Below are 18,177 nucleotides of genomic sequence, written 5' to 3'. Positions count from 1 at the left end.
AGTTTAGTGTTTTTTACATAAGGACATAATAAAATGAGTTATTATTCTTTTGTAGATAGGTTCGTTATGGTATCCTAATAATTTAGTGACGGAAAAAATTCATGTTGAAATAGAGATAAATAAGCAAGTGAGGTGAAAGGACATGGAATTTGATACAATTGCCGCAATTTCCACAGCACTTGGGGAAGGTGCAATTGCCATTGTTCGAGTAAGTGGGGATGATGCGATTGAGAAAGTCGATCGTATTTTTAAAGGGAAGGATTTAACACAGGTTTCTTCTCATACAATTCATTATGGTCATATTGTCGATTTAGATACAAATCAAGTTATTGAAGAAGTTATGGTGTCCATTATGCGTGCACCAAGGACTTTTACGCGTGAAAATATAGTAGAAATTAACTGTCATGGTGGACTTGTTTCGGTAAATAAAGTATTACAGCTTATTTTAGCGCAAGGAGTACGACTGGCAGAGCCTGGTGAATTTACAAAACGTGCTTTTTTAAATGGACGTATTGATTTGTCACAAGCAGAAGCTGTTATGGACTTAATCCGTGCGAAAACAGATCGTGCTATGAATGTAGCGATTAACCAAATGGAAGGACGATTATCTAAATTAATCGGCCATCTGCGTCAAGAAATATTAGAAACATTAGCTCATATTGAAGTGAATATAGATTACCCAGAATATGATGATGTAGAAGAGATGACGCATAATATTTTAATTGAGAAAGCTACACATGTCCGTGCTGAAATTGCAAAGATATTAGAAACATCGAAGCAAGGAAAGATTTTACGTGAAGGCATTTCCACCGCGATTATCGGTAGACCTAACGTTGGGAAATCATCGCTATTAAATAGTCTCGTTCAGGAGAAAAAGGCAATTGTAACTGATATTGCAGGAACAACTCGTGATGTTATTGAAGAGTACGTTAATGTGCGTGGTGTACCACTTAAACTTATAGATACAGCCGGAATTCGTGAAACGGAAGATATTGTTGAACGAATTGGTGTAGAGCGTTCGAAGGAAATGATGAGCCAAGCAGACTTAGTGTTAATTGTAGTGAATTATAGCGAGGCTTTAACAAATGAAGATGAGGATCTATTCCGTGCCGTACAAGGAAAAGATTTCATTGTTATTGTAAATAAGACAGATTTACCGCAAGAAATTGATATGGAACGTGTTACAGATTTAGCGGTAGGAAATCGTATTATTACAACATCTTTAATTGAGGAGCAAGGAATAGATGAGCTTGAAAAGGCGATAGCTGATTTATTTTTTGAAGGAACAATTGATTCTGCGGATATGACATACGTGTCTAATGCGAGACATATCGGATTATTAACACAAGCAGGAAGAACAATTAACGATGCAATTGAAGCGATAGAAAATGGTGTTCCGATTGATATGGTTCAAATTGATTTAACAAGAGCGTGGGAAATACTTGGTGAAATTACTGGTGATACTGTCCATGAAAGTTTAATTGACCAATTGTTCTCTCAATTTTGTTTAGGAAAATAAAGTAAAACTTTAATCAGAGATGATTTAGTAAGATAGAGGTTATTAGGAGGAATAAACAATGGGATACAATGCCGGTTCATATGATGTCATAGTAATCGGTGCAGGTCATGCAGGATGTGAAGCTGGTCTTGCGGCAGCACGAATGGGCTCAAAAACATTAATGTTAACAATTAACTTAGATATGGTAGCGTTCATGCCATGTAACCCTTCTGTTGGTGGACCAGCAAAAGGGATTGTTGTTCGTGAAATTGATGCATTAGGCGGAGAAATGGGACGCAATATTGATAAAACACATATTCAAATGCGTATGTTAAATACGGGTAAAGGACCAGCTGTACGCGCGCTTCGTGCACAAGCTGATAAATTCTCTTACCAGCATGAATTAAAGAAAACAATTGAAGAAACACCAAACTTAACGTTGTTTCAAGGTCTGGTAGAGCGTTTAATTATTGAAGATGGTGTATGTAAAGGGGTAATTACGCAAGCTGGTGCTGAATACACAGCGAAAACAGTTGTAATTACAACGGGAACATTTTTACGTGGTGAGATTATTATGGGCGATTTAAAATATTCAAGTGGTCCAAATAATCAGCAACCATCTATTACATTATCTGAACACTTAGAGGAACTTGGTTTTGATCTTGTTAGATTTAAAACAGGTACACCTCCGCGTGTAAACAGTAATACGATTGATTATAGTAAAACAGAAATTCAACCAGGTGATGATAAGCCACGTGCTTTCTCTTTTGAAACGACAAAATTTATTATGGATCAAATTCCATGTTGGTTAACGTATACAAGTACAGAAACACATCGTTTAATAGATGAAAACTTACATCGCTCAGCTATGTATTCTGGTATGATTAAAGGAACAGGGCCTAGATATTGCCCTTCAATTGAAGACAAGGTAGTAAGATTTAATGATAAACCACGTCATCAAATTTTCTTAGAGCCAGAAGGACGTAATACACAAGAAGTATATGTACAAGGCTTATCGACGAGCTTACCAGAAGATGTACAGCGTGCAATGCTTAGAACAATTCCTGGCCTGGAAAATGTTGAAATGATGCGTACGGGTTATGCAATTGAATATGATGCGATCGTACCAACTCAACTATGGCCAACACTTGAAACGAAAAAAATTAAAAATTTATATACAGCAGGACAAATTAACGGAACTTCTGGTTACGAAGAAGCAGCAGGACAAGGGCTTATGGCTGGGATTAATGCAGCGTGTCGTTCTTTAGGTAAAAAAGAAGTTATTTTAGGTCGTGCTGATGCTTATATTGGTGTCTTAATTGATGACCTTGTAACGAAAGGTACAAATGAACCATATCGTTTATTAACGTCTCGTGCAGAATATCGCCTATTATTACGCCATGATAATGCTGACCTTCGTTTAACTGAAGTTGGTCGTGAAATTGGCTTAATTAAAGAAGATCGCTATGAGCGATTTACAAATAAAAAGTTACAAATTGAACAGGAGAAGGAACGGTTAGAGAGTATTTTTATTAAACCGCGTCCTGAAGTTCAAGAATTAATTCGTAGTATTGGCGGAAGTGAATTGAAAGATGGAATACGTGCAAGTGACTTATTACGTCGTCCAGAGGTGACATATGAGCATATTCATCTTTTAGTACCAAGTGAAGTAGCATTAAGTGATGAAATTACGGAACAAGTTGAAATTCAGACCAAGTACGAAGGATATATCGAGAAATCTTTACAGCAAGTAGAACGTATGAAGAAAATGGAAAACAAAAAAATTCCTGTGGATATTGATTATGATGCGATTTCTAGCCTTGCCTCAGAAGCAAGACAGAAATTGAAAGATGTTCGTCCGCTTTCAATGGGGCAAGCTTCACGTATTTCTGGTGTAAATCCAGCTGATGTTTCAATTTTGCTTATTTACATTGAACAAGGAAAAATTGCACGAGTATCGAACCAATAACATAGTAAGGAGATATTGCTAGATGAACATAGAACAATTTCAATCTATGCTAGAAGAGAAGGGTATTTCCCTCTCTTCTAGACAGTTAGAGCAGTTCGGAATCTATTTTGAAACATTAGTAGAGTGGAATGAAAAAATGAACTTAACGGCTATTACGGAGAAAGAAGAAGTATACTTAAAACACTTTTTTGATTCTGTTACAGCGGCTTTTTATTATGATTTTTCGAAACCATTTTCTATTTGTGATGTTGGAGCAGGAGCTGGATTCCCAAGTATCCCTTTAAAAATCTGTTTCCCACATTTAAAAGTAACAATTGTAGATTCATTACAAAAACGTATTAATTTCTTAAATCACTTAGCGCAAAAGTTAGAATTAAGTGATGTTGCATTTTGTCATGATCGTGCTGAAACATTTGGAAAAAAAGAAGGTGTACGTGAAGCATACGATATCGTAATGGCACGTGCAGTTGCACGTCTTTCTGTATTAAGTGAGCTATGTTTACCACTTGTAAAAGTAGGGGGAACATTCATTGCAATGAAAGGTGCAGCGGCGAACGAAGAAATCGAAAATGGCAAATATGCTTTAGAGGTACTTGGCGGAGAATTGAAAGAAATGTCTACGTTCCAATTACCGTTTGAAGAAAGCGAGCGTAATATTTTATTAATCGAGAAAAAGCGCAAGACACCAAAGAAATATCCACGCAAACCGGGAACGCCCAATAAATTACCTATTGAAAAATAAATCTTATTAGACGTAAGATTAAATTATATAAATGAAAACGTAAATGTTTCATAGGAAACATTTTATGTAGAACAGTCAATAGGCCTAAAAGGTGGTGGAATATGTATGAAAAATACGTTTTCTCGTTTATTTGGCTTTGGAGATAAAGAGAGCGAATTCGAATTACAAGACGAAAGCCATGAAGAAATAGCTAAAAAGGTATATGAAGAAATACAGGAAATTCCGATAGTAAACATTACCCCTAACCGTTATCAACCACGAACAGTTTTTGACGATGCACGTATTGAGGAGCTAGCATTAACGATTCGTACACATGGGCTTATCCAGCCGATTGTTGTGAGACAATATGAGGATGATAAGTACGAGATTATTGCCGGGGAAAGGCGTTTCCGCGCAGCAACAAAGTTAGGGTGGGAAAAAGTTCCTGCAATAATAAAGAATTTAAATGATACTGAGACAGCTTCTGTAGCGTTAATTGAAAATTTGCAACGTGAGGAATTAACAGCAATTGAGGAAGCTGTGGCATATCAAAAGCTGATTGAGTTACATAATTTAACACAAGAAGCATTGGCACAACGACTTGGAAAAGGACAATCGACAGTCGCAAATAAATTGCGATTATTAAAATTGCCTGAAGAAATCAAAAGTGCATTATTAGAAAAAAGTATTACAGAACGGCATGCTCGCGCCCTTATTCCTTTGAAGAATGAGGAATTACAACTGAAGGTTTTACAAGAGATTGTGGAGAAGCAATTGAATGTAAAGCAAACAGAAGAACGAATTGCAAAGTTATTAGAAGAAGTAAAACCAAAGCGCAAAGCGAAGCAAAAAGCAGTAAGTCGAGATGCGAGAATTGCTATGAACACGATTAGACAATCATTACAAATGGTTGCTAATAGTGGTTTGAATGTTAATTCTGCGGAAGAAGAGTTTGATGAATACTATCAAATTACGATTAAAATTCCGAAGAAAAAATAATTACGTGCTAGAGACCTTATCCTATTGGAGAGGTCTCTTTTACTATATTTTCTTGTTAAAGCAAGAAGGAGTTTAGAAATAAATTTTGAAGTTTAATAAGGACGTAAAAGAAAAACTTTTATTTCATGTTACAATAAACGTAATTGTTTCTAGAATAAGAAAGAAAGGTTGAAAGTAGGTGACATCATGGGAAAAATCATTGCTATTGCTAATCAAAAAGGCGGTGTTGGAAAAACAACAACATCCGTTAATTTAGGGGCTGGATTGGCACAAGTAGGAAAAAAAGTCCTTCTCGTAGATATTGATGCTCAAGGAAATGCAACGACTGGTGTAGGGATTGAAAAGTCTGAATTAGATCAATGTATTTATAATGTTCTTGTAGAAGATGCAGATGTTCAAGGTGCCATACGGAAAACCGCAACTGAAAACTTAGATGTTCTACCCGCTACAATTCAATTGGCTGGTGCTGAAATTGAATTGGTACCAACCATTTCCCGGGAAGTACGCTTGCAAAGAGCGTTACAGCCAATTCGTGATGAATATGAGTATATTATTATTGACTGTCCCCCATCCTTAGGGTTATTAACGATTAATGCATTAACAGCAGCAGATTCTGTTATTATTCCTGTACAGTGTGAATATTACGCGCTGGAAGGGTTAAGTCAGCTATTAAATACAGTTCGACTTGTGCAAAAGCATTTAAATAAAAATTTAGCAATTCAAGGTGTATTGTTAACGATGTTGGATGCTCGTACAAATTTAGGAATTCAAGTTATAGATGAAGTGAAAAAATACTTTAGAGATAAAGTATATCGTTCGATTATTCCTCGTAATGTTCGCTTAAGTGAGGCACCAAGTCATGGAAAACCAATTATGCAGTATGACGCTAAATCAAGAGGAGCAGAAGTATATTTAGATTTAGCAGAGGAAGTGATTGCAGGTGGCTAAGGGATTAGGAAGAGGAATCAACGTGTTTTTTCCAGATTTAGATGTGAAAGAAGAAGAAACAATTCAGGAGATTATAGTAACTGAATTAAGGCCGAATCCATATCAACCACGTAAATATTTCAATAAAGAAGCGATTCAGGAATTAGCGGCTTCTATTAAAGAGCACGGTATATTGCAACCTTTAATTGCTCGAAAGAGTATTAAAGGATATGAAATAGTTGCAGGTGAAAGAAGATATCGTGCTGCTAAAGAGGCCGGACTTGAGAAAGTGCCTGCTGTCGTAAGGCAATTAAATGAGCAGCAAATGATGGAATTTGCTTTGCTTGAAAACTTACAACGAGAAGATTTAAATCCTATGGAAGAGGCAATGGCATATCAGATGTTAATGAACGAGCTAAATGTAACACAAGAACAATTAGCAAAACGTCTTGGTAAAAGCAGGCCTTATATCGCAAATTATACTCGTTTGTTAAGCCTCCCTTCATTCGTTCAAGATATGATTGCAAACGGTCAACTTTCAATGGCTCATGGAAGAACTTTACTTACAATAAAAGATGAAGAACAGTTGAAATCTTTATTGAAGCGAATTGAAAAAGAAGGACTGAATGTTCGCCAATTGGAACAAATTGTCCAGGAAATTAATCAACGTGTTTCACGTGAAACACAACAAGTGAAAAAAGAAAGAAATATATTTTTTGTAGAGCGTGAAACGTTTTTAAGAGAAAAGTTTGGTACGGATGTAAAAATTAAAGAAACGAAAAAAGAAAAAGGTAAAATCGAAATCGAATTTTTTAATAAAGAAGATTTAAATCGAATTTTAGAATTATTATCAAAGGGAAATTAAAAAGCAAACCATCTTATTGTTTATAGATGGTTTGCTTTTTTTAATGCAGATAATTTTTGATCGGTTTCTTTTATACTTTGTGCAATTACATCGGCCATCTTCATAACTAAACTTAGTCTTGTATTTTGAAGTACGAAAAACTCCATGAAACCATTTAAATTTACGATGCCATGAATATGCAAATCACCAATTTCAGGTAATTTCTTATTCATCGCAGCTCCAGGTTTACTGGGGCCCTTTCCGGTAGTTATAGAACCGATACTTTGAGATTTTCCTAAACATGCATCAACAGCAATAATAAATGAAGTAGGATTTTCTTTCTGTATATTCTGAATTTTCTCTTCTAGATTTAGTGCATGTATTGGTTCGTCTAGTGTGCCGAATACTTGAAGGTTTTTGATTTCAATTTGTTCTAGTTTAGTACCAACTAACGGACCAAGTGCATCACCGGTGGAACGGTCGGTTCCGATACAAACGAGAATGAGTGGCATATTAGTCTTAATGGGAATATGGGAAAGTAAGAAATTACTGATTGTCTCAGAGGCTTCTAAGTCATGATGCATAACATTTTGAGTTTCTTTTTCAAAAAAAGGTAAGCGAAAACTTCTAATATTCATGAAGCACCCATCCTTTTAATAAATTTTCACAATATGTTATATGGTGTGTGAAATGGAAAATTATAAGTGCATACTTTTTACAAACTGTGAATGAAAACGGGAATAATAGTACTAGTATATATATATTCGTTTCATTTTATACCTGAATGGAAGTTAACAAATGGAATTAGAGTCATAAATTTTTTTCAGAAATCAGAGAGAGTTCTGATACAATAATAAGGATAACTAAAAAGAAATTTTAGCTAGAGAGGTAGAGGGACATGGATTTAACGTTGAAATGGTTTGAGTCCATTGATTGGACGAATATAGGTGTGAAGTCACTAAAAATAATCGTTATTTTAATACTTGGTGCAATCGTTGTGCGAGTTGCAAGGGCAATTGTACGAAATGCGTTTCGTATGGGAAGCCGTTCGCCGATTCAAATTTCAGAGCGTCGTACAGTTACGGTAGCGAAGTTGCTTGAAAATATTGTGGCATACGTTGTTATGTTCATTATGTTAATTGCGATTTTAGGTGTGTTTGATATTAATGCGTCAGGTTTATTAGCCGGTGCTGGGGTAATTGGTTTAGCAGTCGGTTTTGGTGCACAAAGTTTAGTTAAAGATGTTATTACAGGATTATTTATTTTGTTAGAGGATCAATTTTCAGTAGGTGATTATGTAAGAATAGGTCAATTTGAAGGAACTGTTTTGGAAATTGGACTACGTACAACGAAGATGAAAAGCTGGACAGGTGAAATTCATATAATACCAAATGGTAGTATTGTACAAGTAACGAACTTTTCCGTTAGTAATAGTGTAGCATTTGTTGATGTATCTATTTCTTATGAAAGTGATATAGTACGAGCGGAGCAAGTTATTGAAGATTTATTAGTAGAATTACCAGAAAAATATGAGAAAATGGTAACAACACCTCAATTGCTAGGTGTTCAAACATTGGCAGCGTCTGAAGTTGTATTACGTGTTATTGCTGAGGTTGAGCCGATGCAGCATGCAGTTATTGCGAGGGCTCTTCGCAAAGAGATTAAAAATCGTCTTGATTTACATGGGATTGAAATTCCATACCCACGTATGGTTTTATATAGTCGCGAAGAATTAGTTAGTGAAAAAGCAATTTAATAGTGGGAGGGATTTAGAGAATGGAGCAAAAGCAATATAACTTGTACGATGTTGTGGAAATGAAGAAAGCCCATCCATGTGGTGAAAATCGCTGGAAGATTATTCGTATGGGAATGGATATCCGCGTTAAGTGCGAGGGGTGTGACCATTCGGTAATGATTCCTCGAAGAGAGTTTGATCGCAAGGTGAAAAAAATACTTGTGAAGCACGAAGAATAGTGAAAAAGCAACGGCTGCAGTAGACAGCCGTTGCTTTTTTTCATTTGGTGGAAACTTGTCATTTTTTTCGTTACTATCTATAATGATGAAAGATTGAGACATAGGAGTGAAAAATATGGGATTAACGGCTGGGATTGTTGGATTACCTAACGTAGGTAAGTCCACTTTATTTAATGCAATTACACAAGCAGGAGCAGAATCTGCGAACTATCCATTCTGTACAATCGATCCAAACGTAGGGATTGTAGAAGTACCAGATGAGCGTTTAAATAAATTAACGGAATTAGTAGAACCGAAAAAAACTGTTCCGACTGTATTTGAATTTACTGATATTGCAGGTATCGTAAAAGGTGCGAGTAAAGGTGAAGGGTTAGGAAATAAATTCTTATCTCACATTCGTCAAGTAGATGCAATTTGCCAAGTTGTTCGTTGTTTTGAAGATGAAAATATTACGCACGTTTCAGGAAAAGTAGATCCAATTGATGACATTGAAACAATTAACTTAGAACTAATCTTAGCGGATTTGGAATCTGTTGATAAGCGTATCGAACGAGTTGCGAAGTTAGCAAGACAAAAAGATAAAGAAGCTGTATATGAGCATGAAATTTTAGTTCGTTTAAAAGAAGCTTTTGAAGAGGGAAAACCAGCTCGTACTGTTGAATTTACAGAAGAGCAAATGAAGATTGTTAAAGGCCTTCATTTACTTACAACGAAAGAAATGCTATATGTAGCAAACGTAAGTGAAGATGATATTATGGATCCTTCTGACAATAAATATGTACAAATGGTAAAAGAATTTGCAGCAAATGAAAATTCACAAGTAATTGTTGTATGTGCAAAAATAGAATCAGAAATTGCTGAGTTAGATGAGGAAGAGAAGAAAGTATTCCTTGAAGAACTAGGTATTGAAGAATCTGGTTTAGATCAATTAATTCGTGCTGCATATGACTTATTAGGACTTGCTACTTACTTCACAGCTGGTGTGCAAGAAGTACGTGCATGGACGTTTAAACAAGGTATGAAAGCACCACAATGTGCTGGTGTTATTCATACGGACTTTGAACGTGGATTTATTCGTGCGGAAACAGTTTCTTATACTGATTTAATGACAAATGGCTCTATGACAGCTGCAAAAGAAGCTGGAAAAGTACGTTTAGAAGGAAAAGAGTATATCGTAAAAGACGGAGATGTTATGCACTTCCGCTTTAACGTTTAATTTAATATTTCCTAGGAAAAATAAAGATATGAACTTGGCAAATATATTATGTGTTTGCCAAGTTTTTTACGTATTGGTGAGTTGATTCATATAACTTACTATGATATAATCTAAACTCGTGAGTAATTACTATAAATTAATTGCTCCTTGCCCATTATGGGCCGTTTAGACCAAAAGGAGGTGAAAGTGTAATGAGAAAGTACGAAATTATGTACATCATTCGTCCTGGCGTTGAAGAAGAAGCTCAAAAAGCTTTAGTTGAACGTTTCGCAGGTGTTTTAACAAACAATGGTGCAGAAATCATTAACACAAAAGAGTGGGGTAAGCGTCGTTTAGCTTACGAAATCAACGACTTACGTGAAGGTTTCTACATGATCTTAAACGTGAACTCTAACTCAGAGGCGATTAACGAATTCGACCGTTTAGCTAAGATCAACGAAGATATCCTTCGTCATATCGTTGTTAAAGAAGAAGAAAAATAATTGATATATAAGGGAGAGTGGTTCGATTGATGAATCGTGTTATCCTCGTTGGTCGTTTAACTAAGGACCCTGACTTACGTTACACGCCCAATGGTGTTGCAGTAGCTACTTTTACGTTAGCTGTGAATCGCGCATTTGCGAATCAACAAGGTGAGCGTGAAGCTGACTTTATTAATTGTGTAATATGGCGTAAACAAGCAGAAAACGTGGCAAATTATTTGAAAAAAGGTAGCTTAGCAGGCGTAGACGGACGTCTTCAAACTCGTAATTACGATGGACAAGATGGTAAACGTGTATATGTAACAGAAGTTCTTGCGGAGAGCGTACAATTTTTAGAGCCGCGTAATGGCGGTGGGGAGCAACGTGGTTCATTCAATCAGCAACCATCAGGAGCTGGTTTCGGTAACCAAAGCTCTAACCCATTTGGTCAATCTAGTAATTCAGGTAACCAAGGTAATCAAGGTAATCAAGGTAATCAAGGTAATCAAGGTAACTCTGGATTTACGAAGAATGACGATCCATTTTCGAATGTTGGTCAACCGATTGACATTTCGGACGACGATTTACCATTTTAATGGTGTGAATCGGCTATTTTTAACAAAGAATGGAGGGAATAGACATGGCAGGACGCAAAGGTGGACGTGCGAAGCGTCGTAAGGTGTGTTTCTTCACATCTAACGGCATCACTCGCATTGACTATAAAGATGTTGATTTATTAAAACGTTTCGTTTCTGAGCGCGGTAAAATTTTACCTCGTCGTGTAACAGGAACAAGCGCGAAATACCAACGCAAACTTACAGTTGCAATTAAACGTGCTCGTCAAATGGCACTTTTACCATATGTTGGTGAATAATAGCGTATGAAATGCACAGTAGAGTCGGACTCTACTGTGCATTTTGCTATGCTTTTCTTTTTTTGAAAGAGAGGTTAGATGATGAAGAATACGAAATTTATTACTGAGGGTGCAGCACTGTTAGCGATATATGCAATGTTATTGCTTATATCTATGTATGTTCCAATTTTAGGTACAGTTGTAACGTTTGCGTTGCCATTGCCATTTATATTGCTAACGATAAGATATAGATTATCTAACGCCTTTATAGTTTTTACTGCGGCGCTTTTTATTACTGTTATTGTCAGTCAGCCGATGAACCTAGTAAAGACAACTATGTTTGGATTGATAGGTATCGTTTTAGGATATATGTATAAAAAACGAAAAAAGCCGGTAGAAACTTTAATGGCGGGGACGCTTGCGTACTTAATTGGTATTATGCTCATTTATGTTGCGAGTATAAAGTTTTTTAACATAGATTTAATGAAGCTAATGCAAAATATGTTTAATGAAAGTATGGCGCAAAGTGAAAAGATAGTTACTGCTGCGGGTATGCCTATTAGTAAAGAGCAAAAAGAATTATTTGCACAATTTAATGATGTGTTACAAACGTTATTCCCAAGTTTGCTTGTAATGGTTTCTGTATGTTTTTCTTGGATTACAGTTATGATATCAGGTAGTGTTTTGAGAAAACTAAAGCATGACGTTATACCTTGGCCTAAATTTAAAGATATACAATTACCAAAGAGTATTGTTTGGTATTACGTTATATTTATTTTGCTATCAACTTTTATAAAAGTAGAACCGACATCATATTTACATATGGTATTTTCTAATTTATATGTCATATTTGCTTTACTACTAGTACTGCAAGGTCTGACATTTATCGCCTTTATAGCGCATAGCAAAGGTTTTACGAAAGGTGTTCCTATTATTAGTTTTATTGTCTGCATGTTTATTCCGATGATGTTTCCTCTTGTAACAATCTTAGGTATAATTGATTTAGGGATTTCATTGCGTTCTAAAATAGGGGAATAAAATAATATTCCTTACACTATTTTAATTTGTTTAACTAACTAGAAAGTGAGTTAGTTTTACTTTATAGGAGTTGTATACATGCCTGAATTTTATAAGAAACAGTGGTTTTTATATCCTGTTTACGTATTGGCATTCTTTGTATTCGTGCTAATTTCACTCCTCTGTTACTTTCATTTAATTATGGGGATATCAGCCTTCTTTATCTTTTGTATTGTACTTTTTTTCGTTATACGATTCGAACTTACTTTTCAAAGGAATTTTGAAAAACATACGACAGATATGATTACAAGGGTAAAGAAAGTGAGTAATGAAGCATTTAACCAAATGCCAATTGGTATTTTGTTATACAATAAGGATTATGGGATTGATTGGGCGAATCCTTATTTATCATCATGTTTGGGGCAGCATGCATTAGCTGGTTGGCACCTTTACGATGTATCAGAAACATTACTCCTTTTTATTAAGGGGGAAACTTCTGACGATATAGTTTCTTTAAATAATCGAAAGTTTCGTGTTTTTGTAAGGAAAGAAGAAAAGCTAATTTATTTCTTTGATGTAACGGAACAAACAGAAATTGAAAAGATGTATGAAGATCAACGCACTGTTTTAGCTGTTATTTATTTAGATAACTATGATGAAGTTACACAAGGATTAGATGACCAATTACGTACGAATATAACAAGTCTTGTGACGTCACGTCTAAATGAATGGGCCGTTAAGTATGGTGCATATTTGAAACGTGCATCTTCAGAAAGATTCTTCGTTGTACTAAATGAAAGTATTTTAGCGCAAATGGAGAAAGGGAAATTTAGTATTTTGGATCAAGTGCGTGAAGAAACATCAAAAAGGAATATACCACTTACATTAAGTGTTGGTGTTGGCTCAGGTGATTTACCTTTATCAGAACTTGGAGCGATGGCTCAATCTGGTTTAGACCTTGCATTAGGACGAGGAGGAGATCAAGTAGCTATTAAACAAGCAACGGGTAAAGTTAAGTTTTACGGTGGTAAGACGAATCCGGTTGAAAAGCGTACTCGTGTACGTGCTAGGGTTATTTCGCATGCATTAAAGGATTTAGTATTAGAAAGCAGTAATGTCATTATAATGGGGCATAGAGCTCCTGATATGGATGCGATTGGTGCAGCGATTGGTATTTTAAAGGTAGCTCAATTAAATGAGCGCAAAGGATATATTGTATTAGATGAAAATGATTCTGATAAAGGAATCAAACGTTTGATGGATAAAGTGAAACAAAATGAAGAGTTATGGTCACATTTTATTACACCAGGGCAAGCGATGGAATTTGCAAATGATGATTCATTACTTGTTGTTGTTGACACGCATAAACCTTCAATGGTGATGGAGGAAAAACTGTTACACAAGATTGAAAATGTAGTAGTTATTGACCATCATCGCCGCGGGGAAGATTTCATTGAAGATCCATTACTTGTTTATATGGAGCCATACGCTTCTTCAACGGCAGAGCTTGTTACAGAATTACTTGAGTATCAACCGAAAAATTTAAAGATGACAATGTTAGAAGCAACGGCATTGTTAGCTGGTATTATTGTTGATACGAAAAGTTTTACATTCCGTACAGGCGCTCGTACATTTGATGCCGCTTCTTATTTACGCTCGCATGGCGCAGACACTGTACTTGTACAAGAACTTTTAAAAGAAGATATGGGTCAGTATTTACGAGTTGCAAAAGCCATTAAAAATGCGTACATTTATAAAAATGGAATTGCGATTGCTAAAGTTGATGGTGATGAATATTATGACCAAGTACTTATTGCACAATCAGCAGACACATTATTGACAATGACAGGTATCATTGCATCGTTTGTTATTGCAAAACGTGGAGAAAATTTCATTGGAATTAGTGGTAGATCTTTAGGTGAATTGAATGTACAGCTAATTATGGAGAATTTAGGAGGTGGCGGGCACTTAACAAATGCAGCCACACAAATGAAAAATGTTACAGTAAATGAAGCGGAGGAGAAGCTTCGATTTGTTATTGATGACTATTTACAGGGAGGCACACAATCATGAAAGTAATTTTTCTAAAAGACGTAAAAGGTAAAGGTAAAAAAGGAGAAATAAAAAACGTACCAGACGGTTATGCAAATAATTTCTTACTAAAACAGGGGTTAGCTGCCGAAGCGACAAACAGCAGTATGAAAACTTTAGATGCTCAAAAGCGCAAAGAGGAAAAAGATGCAGCAGCAGAAGTTGAGAATGCAAAAGAGCTGAAAGAAACATTAGAGAAATTAACTGTAGAAGTAAAGGCGAAATCTGGAGAAGGTGGCCGCTTATTTGGTTCTATCACGAGTAAACAAATTGTAGATGTAATGCAAAAGTCACACAAGATTAAACTTGATAAACGTAAATTTGAAATGGATGATGCAATCCGTGCATTAGGTTATACAAACATCAATGTGAAATTGCATCCGCAAGTAACAGCAACAGTAAAAGTTCATGTTAGTGAACAATAAAAATAAATTAAGCAAGGAGGATTGCGCATGAGTGATGTAATGGCTGATCGTACCCCTCCGCATAATATAGAAGCTGAGCAGGCAGTCTTAGGTGCCATATTAATTGATCAGGATGCGTTAACGTCAGCATCGGAACTATTGGTACCTGACTCATTTTATCGAACGAAACATCAAAAGATTTTTGAAGTCATGCTTGGGTTGTCTGATAAGGGAGAACCAATCGACTTAGTAATAATGACATCAGCGATGGCTGATCAAGGATTACTAGAAGAAGTTGGTGGGGTTTCTTATCTAGCAGAGTTAGCAGAAGTTGTTCCAACAGCTGCTAACGTAGAATATTATGCACGCATCATCGCTGAAAAGGCACTTTTACGTCGTTTAATTCGAACGGCGACTCATATTGTATCGGATGGATACGAGCGAGAAGATGATGTGGATGGCCTTTTAAATGAGGCTGAGAAAAAAATATTAGAAGTATCTCACCAAACAAATGCAAAAGCATTCCAAAACATTAAAGATGTTCTTGTAGATGCTTATGATAAAATTGAACTTTTGCATAATCAAAAGGGTGAAGTTACCGGGATACCAACTGGATTTACTGAATTAGATAAGATGACCGCAGGTTTTCAGCGAAATGATTTAATCATCGTGGCGGCGCGTCCATCGGTAGGAAAAACTGCATTTTCACTAAATATCGCACAAAACGTAGCGACGAAAACTGATGAAAATGTAGCGATTTTTAGTTTAGAGATGGGCTCTGATCAGCTTGTTATGCGTATGCTTTGTGCAGAAGGAAATATTGATGCACAAAGACTTCGTACCGGTTCATTAACTTCTGATGATTGGGCGAAATTAACAATGGCGATGGGTAGCCTTTCTAATGCTGGTATATATATTGATGATACACCAGGGATTAAAGTAAATGAGATTCGAGCAAAATGTCGTAGATTAAAGCAAGAGCAAGGTCTTGGGATGGTTTTGATTGACTATTTACAGCTTATTCAAGGAAGTGGGAAATCAGGAGAAAACCGTCAGCAGGAAGTATCTGAGATTTCTCGTACATTAAAAGGGATTGCACGTGAATTACAAGTACCTGTTATCGCCTTGTCGCAGTTATCTCGTGGTGTAGAATCCCGTCAAGATAAACGTCCGATGATGTCTGACATTCGTGAATCAGGAAGTATCGAGCAGGATGCTGACATTGTAGCCTTCCTATATCGTGAAGATTACTATGACCGTGAAACAGAAAATAAAAATACAATTGAAATTATCATTGCAAAACAACGTAATGGTCCGGTAGGTTCAGTAGAGCTTGCGTTTGTTAAGGAATTTAATAAATTCGTCAACTTAGAACGCCGCTTCGAGGATGGACATGCACCGCACGCATAAAGGCAGTATAAAAAAGAAACACATTTCTTATAATAAGATGTGTTTCTTTTTTTTTATATGAAAGATAGGGCTTTCATAAGGTGAATATGTAATTCTTACGAACAAAAACGTTTTTCGATAAAAAAATGTTCGCTTTTTGGTTGACTTCTCTTTCTGTTTTGGTACAATTATATTGTTTGAATAGATCGTTTGAAAATTGCGGAGGTGCTTTAATAATGTCTTCAGTAGTAGTTGTAGGAACACAATGGGGCGACGAAGGAAAAGGTAAAATCACTGATTTTCTTTCTGAGCATGCGGAAGTAGTTGCAAGATATCAAGGTGGAAATAACGCGGGACATACAATTGTTTTCGGCGGAGTTAAATATAAATTACACTTAATTCCATCTGGTATTTTCTATAAAGAGAAAATTTGTGTAATCGGAAATGGCTTAGTAGTAGATCCGAAAGCATTACTTGAAGAGTTGAAATACTTACACGATCGTGGTGTAAGTACTGATAATTTACGTGTAAGTAACCGTGCACACGTTATTTTACCTTATCACTTAAAACAAGATGAATTAGAAGAAGCGAGTAAAGGTGATAACAAGATTGGTACAACGAAAAAAGGTATCGGTCCTGCATATATGGATAAAGCTGCTCGTATTGGTATCCGTATGGCTGATCTTTTAGACCGTGAAGCATTTAAAGAGAAGCTTGAGCGTAATTTAGTGGAGAAAAATCGTTTGTTTGAAAAAATGTACGATACAGAAGGTTTCAGCGTAGAAGAAATCTTTGAAGAGTACTTCGAATACGGACAACAAATCGCACATTACGTATGCGATACATCTGTCGTATTAAATGATGCACTAGATAACAATAATCGTGTATTATTTGAAGGTGCACAAGGTGTTATGCTTGATATCGACCACGGTACGTACCCGTTCGTTACATCTTCTAACCCAATTGCTGGTGGTGTAACAGTTGGAACTGGAGTCGGTCCTGCGAAAGTTACTCGCGTTGTAGGTGTATGTAAAGCATATACAAGCCGTGTTGGTGATGGTCCATTCCCTACTGAACTTAATGATGAAATCGGTCACCAAATTCGTGAAGTTGGTCGTGAATACGGAACAACAACGGGTCGTCCACGCCGTGTAGGTTGGTTCGATAGCGTTGTTGTAAGACATGCACGTCGTGTTAGTGGTTTAACAGATTTATCATTAAACTCTATCGATGTATTAACAGGTATTCCAACTGTTAAAATTTGTGTTGCTTACAAATGCAATGGCGAAGTTATCGATGAAGTTCCAGCTAACTTAAACATTTTAGCGAAATGTGAGCCTGTATATGAAGAGCTTCCAGGTTGGACAGAAGATGTTACTGCTGTGAAATCATTGGATGAGCTTCCTGAAAATGCAAGAAAATACGTAGAGCGTGTTTCTGAATTAACAGGAATCCAATTATCTATGTTCTCGGTTGGACCAGATCGTAATCAAACAAATATCGTTCGTAACGTATACGAAGCTTAATTGATATAAAAAATAAGAAAAAACTCATATTTTTATGAGTTTTTTCTTATTTTTTATAAAAAAATAAGAAAAGGTATTGCAAAAATGAAAGATAGCATGTTATGATATGTCTTGTCGTCACGAAAATATGACGTTGGTGAGTATGAGCCATTAGCTCAGTTGGTAGAGCATCTGACTTTTAATCAGAGGGTCGAAGGTTCGAATCCTTCATGGCTCACCATTTTATTTTTCGTGGCCCGTTGGTCAAGTGGTTAAGACACCGCCCTTTCACGGCGGTAACACGGGTTC

At 36.2% G+C, this 18,177-nt stretch carries 18 protein-coding genes and 1 tRNA gene; 18 read left to right on the top strand and 1 reads right to left on the bottom strand.

All coding sequences use genetic code 11. From position 1 onward, the window contains the following. Positions 1–142: 142 nt before the first annotated feature. From mnmE to spo0J, 6 genes are all read left to right on the top strand, one after another. Positions 143–1,519, top strand: a complete 1,377-nt coding sequence (gene mnmE / locus CQ058_RS27380) for a tRNA uridine-5-carboxymethylaminomethyl(34) synthesis GTPase MnmE (protein ID WP_002191372.1) — start codon at positions 143–145, stop codon at positions 1,517–1,519. A gap of 58 nt (positions 1,520–1,577) precedes the next feature. Continuing rightward, positions 1,578–3,467, top strand: coding sequence for a tRNA uridine-5-carboxymethylaminomethyl(34) synthesis enzyme MnmG (mnmG, locus tag CQ058_RS27375; protein ID WP_002016474.1), 1,890 nt, complete (start codon positions 1,578–1,580; stop codon positions 3,465–3,467). A 22-nt stretch (positions 3,468–3,489) separates the two neighbouring features. After that, the gene (rsmG, locus tag CQ058_RS27370) at positions 3,490–4,209 is read left to right on the top strand and encodes a 16S rRNA (guanine(527)-N(7))-methyltransferase RsmG (protein WP_002016472.1); all 720 of its coding nucleotides are present in this window, start codon (positions 3,490–3,492) and stop codon (positions 4,207–4,209) included. Positions 4,210–4,314: 105 nt separating this feature from the next. After that, entirely contained in the window at positions 4,315–5,187 is an 873-nt protein-coding gene (gene noc / locus CQ058_RS27365) for a nucleoid occlusion protein (RefSeq protein WP_002016471.1), read from the top strand. Positions 5,188–5,373: 186 nt separating this feature from the next. Further along, on the top strand, positions 5,374–6,135 hold the full coding sequence (gene soj / locus CQ058_RS27360; RefSeq protein WP_002016469.1) for a sporulation initiation inhibitor protein Soj: 762 nt from the start codon (positions 5,374–5,376) through the stop codon (positions 6,133–6,135). Beyond that, positions 6,128–6,979: a stage 0 sporulation protein Spo0J gene (gene spo0J / locus CQ058_RS27355; RefSeq protein ID WP_170935246.1), complete on the top strand. Its 852-nt coding sequence runs from the start codon at positions 6,128–6,130 to the stop codon at positions 6,977–6,979. The genes soj and spo0J overlap by 8 nt, the downstream gene beginning before the upstream one ends. A gap of 20 nt (positions 6,980–6,999) precedes the next feature. On the opposite strand, the gene yyaC is transcribed toward spo0J, so the two are convergent. Continuing rightward, positions 7,000–7,596 (bottom strand): spore protease YyaC, encoded by a 597-nt coding sequence (yyaC, locus tag CQ058_RS27350; protein ID WP_002089953.1) that lies wholly within the window; start codon positions 7,594–7,596, stop codon positions 7,000–7,002. A gap of 260 nt (positions 7,597–7,856) precedes the next feature. On the opposite strand from yyaC, the gene CQ058_RS27345 reads away from it, so the two are divergent. The 12 genes from CQ058_RS27345 (at position 7,857) to CQ058_RS27290 (ending at position 18,109) form a co-directional block, all read left to right on the top strand. Continuing rightward, on the top strand, positions 7,857–8,714 hold the full coding sequence (locus CQ058_RS27345) for a mechanosensitive ion channel family protein (RefSeq protein ID WP_002191370.1): 858 nt from the start codon (positions 7,857–7,859) through the stop codon (positions 8,712–8,714). Positions 8,715–8,734: 20 nt separating this feature from the next. After that, the gene (locus tag CQ058_RS27340; RefSeq protein ID WP_000436054.1) at positions 8,735–8,932 is read left to right on the top strand and encodes a DUF951 domain-containing protein; all 198 of its coding nucleotides are present in this window, start codon (positions 8,735–8,737) and stop codon (positions 8,930–8,932) included. Positions 8,933–9,047: 115 nt separating this feature from the next. Continuing rightward, on the top strand, positions 9,048–10,148 hold the full coding sequence (gene ychF / locus CQ058_RS27335; RefSeq protein ID WP_002130188.1) for a redox-regulated ATPase YchF: 1,101 nt from the start codon (positions 9,048–9,050) through the stop codon (positions 10,146–10,148). Between the two features lie 191 nt (positions 10,149–10,339). After that, positions 10,340–10,630 carry a 30S ribosomal protein S6 gene (gene rpsF / locus CQ058_RS27330; protein ID WP_001233782.1) on the top strand — a complete coding sequence of 97 codons (291 nt, stop codon included), beginning with the start codon at positions 10,340–10,342 and terminating at the stop codon, positions 10,628–10,630. 26 nt (positions 10,631–10,656) lie between these two features. Next, on the top strand, positions 10,657–11,205 hold the full coding sequence (gene ssb, locus CQ058_RS27325) for a single-stranded DNA-binding protein (protein WP_000981962.1): 549 nt from the start codon (positions 10,657–10,659) through the stop codon (positions 11,203–11,205). A 44-nt stretch (positions 11,206–11,249) separates the two neighbouring features. After that, the gene (gene rpsR, locus CQ058_RS27320) at positions 11,250–11,483 is read left to right on the top strand and encodes a 30S ribosomal protein S18 (protein ID WP_000918874.1); all 234 of its coding nucleotides are present in this window, start codon (positions 11,250–11,252) and stop codon (positions 11,481–11,483) included. Between the two features lie 81 nt (positions 11,484–11,564). Then, positions 11,565–12,500, top strand: coding sequence for a YybS family protein (locus tag CQ058_RS27315; protein WP_002192213.1), 936 nt, complete (start codon positions 11,565–11,567; stop codon positions 12,498–12,500). A 78-nt stretch (positions 12,501–12,578) separates the two neighbouring features. After that, positions 12,579–14,552 (top strand): DHH family phosphoesterase, encoded by a 1,974-nt coding sequence (locus CQ058_RS27310; RefSeq protein WP_002167280.1) that lies wholly within the window; start codon positions 12,579–12,581, stop codon positions 14,550–14,552. Next, positions 14,549–14,995 carry a 50S ribosomal protein L9 gene (rplI, locus tag CQ058_RS27305; protein WP_105590079.1) on the top strand — a complete coding sequence of 149 codons (447 nt, stop codon included), beginning with the start codon at positions 14,549–14,551 and terminating at the stop codon, positions 14,993–14,995. The genes CQ058_RS27310 and rplI overlap by 4 nt, the downstream gene beginning before the upstream one ends. A 27-nt stretch (positions 14,996–15,022) precedes the next feature. Continuing rightward, on the top strand, positions 15,023–16,384 hold the full coding sequence (gene dnaB / locus CQ058_RS27300; protein ID WP_002016457.1) for a replicative DNA helicase: 1,362 nt from the start codon (positions 15,023–15,025) through the stop codon (positions 16,382–16,384). Between the two features lie 215 nt (positions 16,385–16,599). Then, the gene (locus CQ058_RS27295; RefSeq protein WP_002034994.1) at positions 16,600–17,889 is read left to right on the top strand and encodes an adenylosuccinate synthase; all 1,290 of its coding nucleotides are present in this window, start codon (positions 16,600–16,602) and stop codon (positions 17,887–17,889) included. Between the two features lie 144 nt (positions 17,890–18,033). Further along, positions 18,034–18,109: transfer RNA gene (locus CQ058_RS27290), tRNA-Lys, on the top strand. The last annotated feature ends 68 nt before the right edge of the window (positions 18,110–18,177 follow it).

The organism is Bacillus sp. MYb56 (assembly GCF_002976445.1).
GTDB classification, from domain to species: domain Bacteria; phylum Bacillota; class Bacilli; order Bacillales; family Bacillaceae_G; genus Bacillus_A; species Bacillus_A mycoides.
The sequence above is the reverse complement of the archived record's forward strand: the minus strand, read 5'-3'. Positions and strand labels throughout refer to the sequence as shown.

Bases quoted from the DNA above. Each gene is read 5' to 3' on its own strand.
- mnmE (WP_002191372.1), top strand. From the start codon at position 143: ATGGAATTTGATACAATTGCCGCAATTTCCACAGCACTTGGGGAAGGT.
- mnmG (WP_002016474.1), top strand. From the start codon at position 1,578: ATGGGATACAATGCCGGTTCATATGATGTCATAGTAATCGGTGCAGGT.
- rsmG (WP_002016472.1), top strand. From the start codon at position 3,490: ATGAACATAGAACAATTTCAATCTATGCTAGAAGAGAAGGGTATTTCC.
- noc (WP_002016471.1), top strand. From the start codon at position 4,315: ATGAAAAATACGTTTTCTCGTTTATTTGGCTTTGGAGATAAAGAGAGC.
- soj (WP_002016469.1), top strand. From the start codon at position 5,374: ATGGGAAAAATCATTGCTATTGCTAATCAAAAAGGCGGTGTTGGAAAA.
- yyaC (WP_002089953.1), bottom strand. From the start codon at position 7,596: ATGAATATTAGAAGTTTTCGCTTACCTTTTTTTGAAAAAGAAACTCAA.
- CQ058_RS27345 (WP_002191370.1), top strand. From the start codon at position 7,857: ATGGATTTAACGTTGAAATGGTTTGAGTCCATTGATTGGACGAATATA.
- CQ058_RS27340 (WP_000436054.1), top strand. From the start codon at position 8,735: ATGGAGCAAAAGCAATATAACTTGTACGATGTTGTGGAAATGAAGAAA.
- ychF (WP_002130188.1), top strand. From the start codon at position 9,048: ATGGGATTAACGGCTGGGATTGTTGGATTACCTAACGTAGGTAAGTCC.
- rpsF (WP_001233782.1), top strand. From the start codon at position 10,340: ATGAGAAAGTACGAAATTATGTACATCATTCGTCCTGGCGTTGAAGAA.
- rpsR (WP_000918874.1), top strand. From the start codon at position 11,250: ATGGCAGGACGCAAAGGTGGACGTGCGAAGCGTCGTAAGGTGTGTTTC.
- CQ058_RS27315 (WP_002192213.1), top strand. From the start codon at position 11,565: ATGAAGAATACGAAATTTATTACTGAGGGTGCAGCACTGTTAGCGATA.
- CQ058_RS27310 (WP_002167280.1), top strand. From the start codon at position 12,579: ATGCCTGAATTTTATAAGAAACAGTGGTTTTTATATCCTGTTTACGTA.
- rplI (WP_105590079.1), top strand. From the start codon at position 14,549: ATGAAAGTAATTTTTCTAAAAGACGTAAAAGGTAAAGGTAAAAAAGGA.
- dnaB (WP_002016457.1), top strand. From the start codon at position 15,023: ATGAGTGATGTAATGGCTGATCGTACCCCTCCGCATAATATAGAAGCT.
- CQ058_RS27295 (WP_002034994.1), top strand. From the start codon at position 16,600: ATGTCTTCAGTAGTAGTTGTAGGAACACAATGGGGCGACGAAGGAAAA.